Here is a 12006-nt window from a genome sequence, read left to right as displayed (position 1 = left end):
TCGATCAGTGTGAGTCGATGAAGATCAACATATGCTGAGCCGTGCAGCTCAGGCGTAGGGTGGCTGATCCAAGCCCTTCGGGCTGAGGGTGAAAATCTCGCAACCGGATTCGGTGATGCCGATCGAATGCTCGAACTGCGCCGAGAGCGACCGGTCCCGGGTCACGGCCGTCCAGCCATCGTCGAGCAGCTTCACGTCCGGGCGGCCGATGTTGATCATGGGCTCGATCGTGAAGATCATCCCCGGCCGCAATTCCGGCCCGGTGCCCGGACGGCCGACATGCACCACCTCCGGCGCGTCGTGGAACAGGCGGCCGAGCCCGTGACCGCAGAAGTCGCGGACGACGCCGTAGCGATGCCTTTCGGCATGGGTCTGGATCGCGTGCGCGACATCGCCCATGCGGTTGCCGGGCCGAGCCTGCTCGATGCCCAGCATCAGGCATTCATACGTGACCTCCACCAGCCGCCGGGCCTTCAGCGGAACGTCGCCGATCAGGTACATGCGGCTGGAATCACCGTGCCAGCCATCAAGGATCGGCGTGACGTCGACATTGACGATGTCGCCGGACTTCAGCGTCTTCTCGCTCGGTATGCCATGGCAGACGACATGGTTGATCGAGATACAGGTCGAGTGCGCATAGCCGCGATAGCCCAGCGTGGCGGGCACGCCGCCATTGGCGGTGACGAAGTCGTAGATCAGCCGGTCGAGCTCCGCGGTCGTCACGCCCGGCACCATATGCGGCACCAGCATGTCGAGCGTCTCGGCAGCGAGCCGCCCGGCCTTATGCATGCCGGCAAAGGCGGCGGGGCCATGAAGCTTGATCGCGCCGTTGCGACCCATCGGCGCGTCGGACGTTACGGTCACATATTCGGTCATCCGGGGCATATAGCGCAACCGGCCGGATTTTGCGAGATGGTGGCGTGGTGGCAGGAGCGGGGATGGCCGAGCAGGAACGGGTTTGGACGGCGGCGCTGGTCGTGATCGGCGACGAGATCCTGTCGGGACGCACGCAGGACAAGAACGTCGCCCAGCTGGCGAGCTGGCTCAACGTGCAGGGCATCCGCCTGGCCGAGGTGCGCATCGTCGGCGATCGCGAGGACGCGATCGTCAAGGCGGTCAATACGCTGCGGGCCCGCAACGACTATCTTTTCACCACCGGCGGCATCGGGCCGACACATGACGACATCACGGTCGACGCGATCGCTGCGGCGCTGGGGCGGGGCGTCGTCCATCATCCGCAGGCCTTGGCGGTGCTCGAACGCTATTACGAGACCCGCGGTGGTATGACCGACGCGCGCGCCCGCATGGCGCGGGTGCCCGAGGGTGCGGATCTGATCGAGAACCGCGTATCGGGCGCGCCCGGCATCCATGTCGAGAACATCTTCATCATGGCGGGCGTGCCGCATATCACCGCGGGGATGCTCGACCGGCTGACCGGTACGCTGGAAGGCGGCCGGCCGGTCGTCTCCGGCACGATCGGCTGCTGGGTTGCGGAAAGCGAGGTCGCCGACCTGCTGCGCGCGACCGAAAAGGCGCATGAGGGCGTGTCGATCGGCAGCTATCCCTTCTTCCGCGACGGCCGGACGGGCGCCAATTTCGTGGCGCGCAGTCCCGATGAAGCCGTGGTCGGAACCTGCCTGGCCGCGCTGACCGCGGCGCTCGAGGCGGACGGGCGCGTGGTGGTGCCGGGCGGGATCTGACCGGCGCATGGCCGATACGCCGACGTCCCCCTAGCTATTGCGCTGCCGGTCGAGCGGCGCCGCTCTCTTCGAAGGGAAGGGTCATCGTCACGTCGAGGCCGTCGTCGTGCCATTCGAGCGCGATCGCCCCGCCACGGGTACGGACGATCCGCGACATGAGCGTGAGGCCCTGTCCGCCCTGACGCGAGCGTTGCCGGATCGCGCGCAGGGCGCGCTCCTTCCAGCGCACGGTCAGGATGCCCTTGTCGGCGATCGAGCTGACATGGATCTCGCCGCCATGGTTGAGCGCGCCGTGCTTGGCCGAATTTACCGACAGCTCGCCGAGCACCAGTGCGATCGCGTCCGCCACGCCCTGGTCGACGATCGCGGGCGATTGCTCGTCGACGAAGACCGGGCAGCCCGGATTGTCGAACGGCGCGAGCAGGACGGGAATGAGGTGCGAGATCTGGCAGTGCGCCTCGTCGGACAGGAACAGGGACTGTGCCGTGCTCAGCGAGGCGAGCCGCTCGGTCATCGCGGCGGCGAAGGCTTCGGTGCCCTTGTTGCCGCGGGCGAAGGCGTTGAGCAGGCCGCCGACCATCGTATAGGTGTTCTTCAGCCGGTGCTTGATTTCCGCCGAGCTGATTTCGAGCGCCTCGCGGGCCGCATGGCTCTCGGTCACGTCGCGGGAAACGCAGAGATAGCCCTGAAGCTCGCCGCCATCGTCGGAGATCGGCGAGACGGTGACGTCGCACCAGCGCGGCAGTCCGGCGCGGGTGGGGCAGAAAGCCCGAAAACGCGACGTCTCGCCGCCCGCCGCCTTGCCATAGGCGAGCGCGACGAGCCGGCTAGTGTTCGTGGGCAGCAGCGCATCCCAGCGCAACCCGGCGACCTGTTCGAAGCTCTCGACCTCCAGCATCTGGAGGCCGGCGGGATTGACGTAAAGGATCTCGCCCTGGATCCCAATGAGCTTCACGCAGTCAGGACTTCCGTCCAGCACGCCGCCAAGCGCGGCGGGCGAAAGCCTGAAGATCGCCGCAGAGGACGCCAGCCGTTCCATCCATGCCCCCGCGATGCGGGTGCAGGATGCACCGTATCGCTGCCAACTTTATAACAGCGTGTCGCGCCGGGGAAATAAATCCATGTATATCGACCGGCATTGCAATGTGGAACCTACCGTACAGAAGCGGCGACGAACCCATGCAACCCTATCGCTTTGCCGGTTGTTTCGCGTGAGGGTTGCCCTGCCGATGCGATGCCCCGCATCGTGACCGGCAGTCACGGAGGAGAAGCCGACCATGTCCGACGATCGTCATCACGCCATCAGCCGCCGCGCCTATGAGCTGTGGGAGCAGGGCGGGGGCGAGCATGGCCGTCACGAGGAGCATTGGCACCAGGCGGCGGGCGAGGTCGGCGGCGACGATCCTTCTGCATCGCAGACGGCAACGGGCGATGCGCCGGCTGAGTCCCCGAAGGACCGCGCTGCCTCCAAGCAGACGGCGGCCGATGGCGGCGCGGTTCCGAAGGCGGCGCCCGCCTCGCCAGCATCCGCCGCCGCAAAGCCGGCAGCCAAGCCGCGCAAGCCGAAAACGCCTGCCAAGTAAAAGGCTGAATCCATGGCCGAACCCGTTACCGCCGCGCCGGTCGCGGCGACCGATCCCGTGTCGCTCGTGTCGGCCGACACCGCGGCCCGCGACTGGCCTCGTCTCGTCGTCGAGGAGTGGTCTCCCCGCGTCGATGGCGGCGACTTCGCCGTAAAGCGGGTGGTGGGTGAGACCGTGACGGTCGAGGCGACGCTGTACGGCGATGGCCACGAGCAGCTAGCGGCGGAGCTGCTGTGGCGCGGGCCGGGTTCGGAAACGTGGCAGCGCGTGCGCATGACCGCGCTGCCGACCGATCGATGGACCGCCGAGTGGCGGCTGGAAGAGATCGGCCGGCACGAATATGTCATCGAGGGCTGGCTGGACATATGGGGCGGCTTCCGTCGCGACTTCGCCAAGAAACTGGACGCGGGCGTCGCGCAGGATGTCGATGCGCAGGAGGGCCGCGGGTTCGTCTCCGCCGCCGCCGAGCGCGCGCCGGCGCCGCTGGCGACGCGGCTGCGGGCGTGGTTGGAGCGGCTGGAGGGTGCGCCGCCCGAGCTGCTGCTGGACGCCGAACTGGCCACGCTGATGGCGGAGGCGGACGAACGGCCGTTTCGCGTCCGGTCGCCGCGCCAGCTCGTCGATGCGGAGCGGATCGCCGCGCGCTTCTCCAGCTGGTATGAGCTTTTCCCGCGGTCGATCACCGACAGCGAGGATCGGCACGGCACGTTCGACGACGTGATCGGGCGACTGCCGCAGATCCGCGACATGGGCTTCGATACGCTCTACTTCCCGCCGATCCATCCGATCGGGCGGACCAATCGCAAGGGGCCCAACAACACGCTGAGCGCTGGGCCGGGCGATCCCGGCAGCCCCTATGCGATCGGCGCCGAGGAGGGCGGGCACGATGCCGTCCATCCCGAATTGGGCGGCTTCGCGGCGTTCGGCCGGCTGGTCGAGGCGGCGCGGCAGCATGGCCTCGAGATCGCGCTGGATTTCGCGATCCAATGCTCGCCCGACCATCCCTGGCTGAAGGATCATCCGGGTTGGTTCGCCTGGCGGTCCGACGGCTCGATGAAATACGCCGAGAACCCGCCGAAGAAATATCAGGACATCGTCAATGTCGACTTCTACGGTCCGGACGCGATCCCGGACCTTTGGGTGGCCCTGCGCGACGTCGTGCTGCTCTGGATCGAGCACGGCGTGAAGACCTTCCGCGTCGACAATCCCCACACCAAGCCGCTGCCCTTCTGGGAGTGGATGATCGGCGACGTGCGCGCGCGGCATCCGGACGCCATCTTCCTTGCGGAGGCCTTTACCCGGCCGACGATGATGTACCGGCTCGCCAAGATCGGCTTCAGCCAGTCCTACACCTATTTCACCTGGCGCGACACCAAGGTGGAACTGACGGAATATATCACCGAGCTGACGACCACCGCGCCCAAGGAGTTCTACCGCCCGCACTTTTTCGTCAACACGCCCGACATCAATCCGGTCTATCTCCAGACGTCGGGCCGGCCCGGCTTCCGCATCCGCGCGGTACTGGCGGCGACCCTGTCGGGACTGTTCGGCGTCTATTCGGGCTTCGAACTGTGCGAGGCCGATCCGGTGCCGGGCAAGGAAGAGTATAACGATTCCGAGAAGTATATCGTCAAGCCGCGCGATTGGAACGCGCCGGGCAACATCATCCTCGACATCGCGATGCTCAACCGCATCCGCCGCCGCTATCCGGCCCTCCAGACGCACCTCGGCACGAAGTTCTTCGTTGCGCATGACGACAATATCATCTGGTACGGGCGGCCCGATCCGGACGGCGGCGAGGGGATGATCTGCGTGATGATCAATCTCGATCCGCACAATGCGCATGAGTGTCGTTTCGAGGTACCGCTTTGGGAGTTCGGCCTCGGCGACGACGGCGACGTCGCGGTCGAGGATCTGGCCGAGGGCTATCGCTTCCGCTGGTACGGCAAGGAGCAGACCATCCGCATCGCGCCCGACCAGCCCTATCGGATCTGGCGCCTGACCCGGGAGCATGAGGCATGAGCGGTGAGAGCGCAGCGACGCACGAAGCGAGCGTCGGCGACGATCCGCTCTGGTACAAGGACGCGGTGATCTACCAGGTCCATGTGAAGTCCTTCTTCGATTCCAACAATGACGGGATCGGCGACTTCAAGGGATTGATCGAGAAGCTCGACTATATCGCCGACCTCGGCGTCACCTGCATCTGGCTGCTGCCCTTCTACCCCAGCCCGCGGCGCGACGACGGCTACGACATCGCACTCTACGAGGGCGTCTCGCCCGATTACGGCACGATGGACGATGCGACCGCGTTCATCGCGGCCGCCCATGCCCGCGGCATCCGCGTCATCACCGAACTGGTCATCAACCACACATCCGACCAGCATCCCTGGTTCCAGGCGGCACGCAAGGCGCCGCCGGGAAGCCCGGAGCGCGACTTCTACGTCTGGTCTGACGACGACAAGCTCTACAGCGGCACCCGCATCATCTTCCTCGATACCGAAAAATCGAACTGGACCTGGGACGAGGAGGCGGGCGCCTATTTCTGGCACCGCTTCTACAGCCACCAGCCGGACCTGAACTTCGACAATCCACGCGTGCTCGAAGAAGTGCTGAAGGTCATGCGCTACTGGCTCGACCTTGGCGTCGACGGCCTGCGGCTCGACGCGATCCCCTATCTGATCGAGCGCGACGGCACGTCGAACGAGAATTTGCCCGAGACCCATGCGGTGCTGAAGAAGATCCGCGCCGCGCTCGACGCCGAATATCCCGACCGGATGCTGCTCGCCGAGGCGAATATGTGGCCGGAGGATACGCAGCAATATTTCGGGGACGACGACGAATGCCATATGGCGTTCCACTTCCCGCTGATGCCGCGCATGTACATGGCGGTGGCACAGGAGGATCGCTTTCCGATCACCGACATCATGCGCCAGACGCCCGATATTCCGCCCAGCTGCCAATGGGCGATCTTCCTGCGCAACCATGACGAACTGACGCTGGAGATGGTGACCGACGCCGAGCGCGACTATCTCTGGAACACCTATGCCGCCGACAAGCGCGCGCGCATCAACCTGGGCATCCGCCGCCGCCTCGCGCCGCTGATGGAGCGGGATCGTCGCCGTATCGAGCTGATGAATGCGATGCTGCTGACGATGCCGGGCACGCCCGTGCTCTATTATGGCGACGAGATCGGGATGGGCGACAATATCCATCTCGGCGACCGCGACGGCGTCCGCACGCCGATGCAATGGTCGGTCGACCGCAATGGCGGCTTCAGCCGCTGCGATCCGCCCGATCTGACGCTGCCGGCGATCCAGGATCCGCTCTACGGCTTCTATGCGGTCAATGTGGAGGCGCAGGAACGCGACCGGCATTCGCTCCTCAACGCGGTGAAGCGAATGCTGGCGGTGCGTCGCGAGCATTCCGCCTTCGGGCGTGGCACCCAGACCTTCCTGCGGCCCGCCAACCGCAAGATCCTGGCCTATGTCCGCGAGCATGAGGGCGACGCGATCCTGTGCGTCTTCAATCTCGGCCGTACCGCACAGGCGGTCGAGCTGGAGCTGCCCGACTTCGAGGGGCGCACGCCGATCGAGCTGACCGGCGGCACCGCCTTTCCGGCGGTCGGCCACGCCCCCTATGTGCTGACCCTGCCGCCCTATGGCTTTTTGTGGTTCGCGCTGTCCGAACAGGCCAATGCGCCGAGCTGGGCGACCGCGCCGGTCGCGCTCGAGGCGGAGCGGTTCACCTTCGTGCTGCGCCCCGCCTTCGAGGACATCGCGGTCGGCAGCAACCGCTCGGTCCTAGAACGCGATGTGCTGCCCGGCTATGTCCAGCAACGCCGCTGGTTCGGCGCGAAGGACGAGGATCTGCACAGTGTCGCTATCAGGCACCTACAGCCGCTGCCCGGCGCGGCCGATCTGCTGCTCGCCGAGATCGCGGTCGAGACCGACCGGACGGCCTATCGCTATGCGCTGCCGCTCGGAATCGCCTGGGAAGGCGAGGCGCAGAGCCGCGTCGCCGGCGGGCTGGCGCTGGCGCGGGTGCGGCGAGGGCGGCAGGTCGGGCTGCTGACCGACGGCTTCGCGGTCGCCGACTTCGCCCGCGCGATCGTGGACGCGATGCGGGCGGGCGCGACGATCGGCGAGGGGGAAGCCGCGCTGGCCTGCACGTCGGACGGACTCGATCTGCCGGAAGATGCCACGATCGAGTGGCTGACCGCCGAACAGTCCAACAGCTCGCTGGTCATCGGTCAGTCGGTCGTTCTCAAGCTGCTGCGGCGACTGGAGTCGGGCGTGCATCCCGACGCCGAGATGGTTCGCTACCTCTCCGCCCACGGCTTCGAGGCGGTGCCGCCGGTGCTCGGCGAGGCGCGGCGTGCCGCCGACGACACGCTCGTGCTGCTGGCGCAGCGCTTCGTCCACAATCAGGGCGACGCATGGGGCTGGACCCTCGGCGTGCTCGAGCGCCTCGCGACCGACGACACCACCACCTTCGCCAATTACGCGAGCTTCGCGACCACGCTGGGGCGGCGGCTGGCGGAGATGCACGCCGTACTTGCCGCGCAGACCGACGATGCCGCCTTTGCGGCCGAGACGATGGACGCCGCGCGATCCGGCGAACTGGCGGAGGGGATCCTGGCCGACTGGCGCAACGCCGTCGACCGGATCGCCGCGGCGGGACTGGGGAGCGACGCGGCGACATGGCTGCTCGACCATCGCGACCAGGTCGCCGATGCGGTGCGGCGGGGGGCCGCCGGGGCCGAAGGTCAGCGCCTCACCCGAATTCATGGCGACCTTCATCTCGGCCAGCTGCTGGTGAGCGGCGGAGACGTCACCTTCATCGACTTCGAGGGGCAGCCTGCCTTGCCGCTCGCGGCGCGCCGGGCGAAGGATCTGCCGCTCCGCGACGTGGCGGGCATCTTGCGCTCGTTCGACTATGCGACCGCCGTGGCAGACCGTTCGCGGCCACCTGGCCCGGAGACCGAGGCTCTGCGTGCCGAACACCGCTATGCCCAATTCTGCCATCATGCGCGCGAGACGTTCCTCGACGCCTATCGCTCGGCGAGCACGGATGCGGTGGACACCGGCTTGCTCGACCTGCTGCTGGTGGCGAAAGCTGCCTATGAGGTGGGGTACGAGGCGGCGAACCGGCCCGACTGGATCGAGGTGCCGACCGATGGATTGTACCGGGCGGCGAAGCGGCTGGTCGCGGAGTAGGGGGCAAGTTCGAATAGTGGCTTCGACCAGGTAGCCGTCGCCCCGGCGAAGGCCGGGGTGACGATGGATGTTGGAGGCCGCAGGTCCAATCGAGCTTTCGCCGATTCGCCCGGGCTATAGATCCGGCAGGACCTGATCCGCCACGCCCCAGCCTTTCAGCGCACGGCTGGCCGCACGGGCGATCAGCGCGTCGCCATCCGTGACGCTCCAGCGCGCCGCCGTATCGAGGTCGCGCAATTCGGTCCATGAGACCGGCGCTGCGACTGGCGCACCCTCGCGCGCCCTTGCCGAGTACGGCATGATCGCTGTCGCACCGCGCTGGTTGCGCAGCCAATCGATGAAGATGCGTCCCTTGCGCTTGGCCTTCGCCATGGTCGCGACGAACCGCTCGGGCTCCGCCTGCGCCAGCGCCTGGGCGAAGCGGCTGGCGAAGTCCTTCACCGCGGGCCATTCCGCCTGCGGAGTCAGCGGCACCACGACGTGCACGCCCTTGCCGCCCGACAGGAGCGGGAAGCTGGTCAACCCAAGTTCGGCGAGCTGCTCCTTCAGATGCTCGGCCGCCTTCTTGGTCTCGGCGAAGCCCAGGCCCTCGTCGGGATCGAGGTCGAAGATCATACGGTCGGGCTTCTCCACCGCCTCGATCCGCGCGCCCCAGCCGTGGAACTCGATCGAGCCCATCTGGACGCAGGTGACGAGGCCATCGGGGTCGTCGATCCACAGATAGTTCTCGGTCGAGCCATCCTTCTCGCGGATCGGCACCTGATGGACCGCCTCGCCGAAGCTGCCGGCGTCATGCTTCTGGAAGAAGCAGGCGCGGGACCGGCCCTGCGGACAGCGCACGAGGCTGACCGGGCGATGGCCGGTCCAGGGCAGCATGATCCCCGCGACGTGCTGGTAATAGTCTGCGAGGTCGCCCTTGGTCACCTTCGATTCGGGGAAGATCATCCGGTCGCGGTTGCTGATCGTGACGGCGCTGGCGGCGGGCTTCGTCGGGGACGGATCGGGCCGCTCGTCGACCACCTCCGCGGCGGGCTTGTCGCCCCGCAGCCCGATGAAGCTGGCGTGGCGCAGCATGCCGTCGGGCGTCACCTCGGCATAGGCGATCTCGGCGACGAGCTTGGGCGTGACCCAATGCGCACCCCGAACCATGGCGCGCGGCGCCTGCACCGGCGCGATCTTGCGCTCGAGCCGTTCGAGCTGCGGCAGCAGCGCGTCGATCGTGTCATGGGTAAAGCCGGTGCCGACCTTTCCACGATAGGCGAAGCCGTCGCCGTTGCGAACGCCCAGCAGCAGCGAGGCAAAGCCGCGGCCGCGCGTGGAAGGTTGCCAGCCGAGGATCACGAATTCCTGGCGGGCGATGCACTTCGCCTTGAGCCATGCACCCGTTCGTCCACTTCGATAGGGTGCGTCTGCGCGCTTGGAGACGATGCCTTCCAGCCCCTCGGCGCACATCCGCGTGAACAGGGCTTCGCCCGACCCCTCGACATGTTCCGAGAAGCGCAAGGCCGCACTGCCTTCACCGATCAGCGCTCGCAGCCGTGTCTTGCGAGCGGTGAGGGGCAGGGGAGCGAGGTCCTCGCCATCCTGTTCGAGGAGATCGAAGGCGAAGAGCGTCATCGCGCCCCCTTCGGTGATCGCGCTCTTGAGCGCGGCGAAATCGGGCTTGCCGTCCTTCAGCGTGACGATCTCGCCGTCGAGCAGCAAACGGCCGGGCAGCGTTGCGGCAGCCTTGGCGATGACCGGAAACTTGTCGGTCCAGTCGAGACCCTTGCGGGTGTAGACGGTCGCCCGGCCGTCGGCGACCGCGATCAGGGCGCGATAGCCGTCATATTTCACTTCGTGAAGCCAATTGCTGCCTGTGGGCGCGGTGTCGACAAGGGTGCAGAGGGCGGGATCGCGGAAGGCGAGACTATCATTTGACGCGGAAGCGGTGGCGGCGCGGCTTGGCCGGGTAGGGGACGCTTTCTCGCGGGTGGTGCGCTTGGGGCGATCCCCCTCCACCCCCGCGCTGTCGCGCGGCGGTCCCCCTCCCCGTGCCGGGGAGGATCTGCCTTCCGCGATTTCGGCCATGGTGCGGCCCGTTGTGATGCTGGTCAGGCCCTCTTCGACCAGCGTATCGGTGCCGCCCGCCTCGGCATCGTCGATCTTGCGCAGCAGCCAGTTCTCGCGCTTCTCCTTGCCGCGCGGCTTCAGGCGGATGAGGAGCCATTCGCCTTTCATCCGCTCGCCGTCGAGGACGAAGTGGAGATGGCCCTTCTCCAGATCCTTCGCGCTCTTGCCCTTGATCGGCGACCAGGTGCCGCGATCCCAGAGCATCACCGTGCCGCCGCCATATTCGCCCGCCGGTATCGTACCTTCGAAGCTGGCATAGGACAGGGGATGATCCTCGGTACGGACGGCGAGGCGCTTCTCGTCGGGATCAAGGCTGGGTCCGCGCGTCACCGCCCAGCTCTTCAGCACGCCGTCGATCTCCAGCCGGAAATCCCAGTGGAGCCGGGTCGCGTCATGCTTCTGGACGATGAAGCTGTTTCCCTTGCCGGGCGCGAGCGTGCCGGCCGGTTCCGCCGTCTTCGCGAAGTCGCGCTTGGCGTTGTAGAGGGCGAGGGGGTCGCTGCGCTCAGGCACGTTTCTTCGCCGGCGCCTTTTTCGCCGGGGCCTTGCGGGCGGGCGCCTTCTTTGTCGCCGGCTTGTCGGGCGTCGCCCGGGCCGTCGCCGGTTTGTCGCCCATCGACTTGCGCAGCGCCGCCATCAGGTCGACGACGTTGCTGCCCTTGCGCGGCTCGCCGTCCTCCTTGTCCTCGATGATCTTGCGGCCCTTCGCCTTGCGCTTCTTTTCGATAAGCCCTTTCAGCGCATCGACATAGCGATCGTGAAACTCGGACGGATCGAACGGCCCGGTCTTGCGGTCGATCAGCGCCTCGGCGAGATCGAGCAGCTCGGGATCGGGCTTGTCGTCCGGAATGTCGCGGAAATAGCCCTGCGCCTTGTGCACCTCGTCGGCATAGCGCAGCGTCTCCAGCACGAGACCGCGCCCGCACGGCTTGAGGCTGACGACATATTCGCGACCGCGCATCGCCAGCTGGCCGAGCCCCACCTTCTTCGTCCGGCGCAGCGCCTCGCGCAGGACGATGAAGGCCTCTTCGGCCAGATCGTCCGCCGGGACGACGAAATAGGGCTTTTCGTAGTAGAGAACGTCGATGTCGCTAGCGTCGACGAACTGGGTCAGCTCCAACGTCTTCTTGGACTCGAGCTTGACCGCGTCGATCTCGTCCTGGTCGAGCAGGACATATTCGCCCTTCGAGATCTCATAGCCCTTCATGATGTCGTCGAGATCGACCGGGCCCACCCCGGTGGCGACCTTCTCGTAATGGATCGGCTGCCCCGTGGGCTCGTGGATCTGGCGGAACTGGACCGCGGACCCGCTGCGCGTCGCCGAATATATCTCGACCGGGATGGATACGAGCGCCAGCCGGATCTGCCCCTGCCAATATGCCCGCGCCGCCATCG

The 12006-nt window shown here is 66.9% G+C and carries 9 protein-coding genes; 5 read left to right on the top strand and 4 right to left on the bottom strand.

Annotated features, from left to right (window positions below):
• Window positions 1-48 precede the first annotated feature (48 nt).
• Complete coding sequence (gene map / locus IEX18_RS06595; protein WP_188657953.1) at window positions 49-876, bottom strand: type I methionyl aminopeptidase; 828 nt, start codon at window positions 874-876, stop codon at window positions 49-51.
• Window positions 877-938: 62 nt separating this feature from the next.
• Between map and IEX18_RS06590 the strand changes: the two genes are divergently transcribed.
• Window positions 939-1700 (top strand): competence/damage-inducible protein A, encoded by a 762-nt coding sequence (locus IEX18_RS06590; RefSeq protein ID WP_188657952.1) that lies wholly within the window; start codon window positions 939-941, stop codon window positions 1698-1700.
• A gap of 34 nt (window positions 1701-1734) precedes the next feature.
• On the opposite strand, the gene IEX18_RS06585 is transcribed toward IEX18_RS06590, so the two are convergent.
• Complete coding sequence (locus IEX18_RS06585; RefSeq protein ID WP_188657951.1) at window positions 1735-2655, bottom strand: PAS domain-containing protein; 921 nt, start codon at window positions 2653-2655, stop codon at window positions 1735-1737.
• Here IEX18_RS06585 and IEX18_RS06580 point away from each other — a divergent pair.
• The 4 genes from IEX18_RS06580 to treS are packed head-to-tail and all read left to right on the top strand — an operon-like array spanning window position 2645 to window position 8499.
• A complete protein-coding gene (locus IEX18_RS06580) occupies window positions 2645-2950 on the top strand; it encodes a hypothetical protein (RefSeq protein WP_188657950.1) in 306 nt (101 codons plus the stop codon). The genes IEX18_RS06585 and IEX18_RS06580 overlap by 11 nt on opposite strands.
• Before the next feature lie 27 nt (window positions 2951-2977).
• On the top strand, window positions 2978-3283 hold the full coding sequence (locus tag IEX18_RS06575) for a DUF2934 domain-containing protein (RefSeq protein ID WP_188657949.1): 306 nt from the start codon (window positions 2978-2980) through the stop codon (window positions 3281-3283).
• Window positions 3284-3295: 12 nt separating this feature from the next.
• The gene (locus IEX18_RS06570; protein ID WP_188657948.1) at window positions 3296-5305 is read left to right on the top strand and encodes an alpha-1,4-glucan--maltose-1-phosphate maltosyltransferase; all 2010 of its coding nucleotides are present in this window, start codon (window positions 3296-3298) and stop codon (window positions 5303-5305) included.
• Window positions 5302-8499: a maltose alpha-D-glucosyltransferase gene (gene treS, locus IEX18_RS06565; RefSeq protein ID WP_188657947.1), complete on the top strand. Its 3198-nt coding sequence runs from the start codon at window positions 5302-5304 to the stop codon at window positions 8497-8499. Before IEX18_RS06570 ends, treS begins: the two co-directional genes overlap by 4 nt.
• Before the next feature lie 114 nt (window positions 8500-8613).
• On the opposite strand, the gene ligD is transcribed toward treS, so the two are convergent.
• Window positions 8614-11124 carry a DNA ligase D gene (ligD, locus tag IEX18_RS06560; RefSeq protein WP_188657946.1) on the bottom strand — a complete coding sequence of 837 codons (2511 nt, stop codon included), beginning with the start codon at window positions 11122-11124 and terminating at the stop codon, window positions 8614-8616.
• Entirely contained in the window at window positions 11117-12004 is an 888-nt protein-coding gene (gene ku / locus IEX18_RS06555; protein ID WP_188657945.1) for a non-homologous end joining protein Ku, read from the bottom strand. The genes ligD and ku overlap by 8 nt, the downstream gene beginning before the upstream one ends.
• Window positions 12005-12006: the final 2 nt, after the last annotated feature.

This window comes from Sphingomonas metalli (assembly GCF_014641735.1).
In the GTDB taxonomy this organism is placed as follows: Bacteria; Pseudomonadota; Alphaproteobacteria; order Sphingomonadales; family Sphingomonadaceae; genus Sphingomonas; species Sphingomonas metalli.
The sequence above is the reverse complement of the archived record's forward strand: the minus strand, read 5'-3'. Positions and strand labels throughout refer to the sequence as shown.

Excerpts from the sequence above, each read along its gene's own strand:
- IEX18_RS06570 (WP_188657948.1), top strand. The coding sequence starts at position 3,296 with ATGGCCGAACCCGTTACCGCCGCGCCGGTCGCGGCGACCGATCCCGTG.
- IEX18_RS06590 (WP_188657952.1), top strand. The coding sequence starts at position 939 with ATGGCCGAGCAGGAACGGGTTTGGACGGCGGCGCTGGTCGTGATCGGC.
- IEX18_RS06575 (WP_188657949.1), top strand. The coding sequence starts at position 2,978 with ATGTCCGACGATCGTCATCACGCCATCAGCCGCCGCGCCTATGAGCTG.
- treS (WP_188657947.1), top strand. The coding sequence starts at position 5,302 with ATGAGCGGTGAGAGCGCAGCGACGCACGAAGCGAGCGTCGGCGACGAT.
- map (WP_188657953.1), bottom strand. The coding sequence starts at position 876 with ATGACCGAATATGTGACCGTAACGTCCGACGCGCCGATGGGTCGCAAC.
- ku (WP_188657945.1), bottom strand. The coding sequence starts at position 12,004 with ATGGCGGCGCGGGCATATTGGCAGGGGCAGATCCGGCTGGCGCTCGTA.
- IEX18_RS06580 (WP_188657950.1), top strand. The coding sequence starts at position 2,645 with ATGAGCTTCACGCAGTCAGGACTTCCGTCCAGCACGCCGCCAAGCGCG.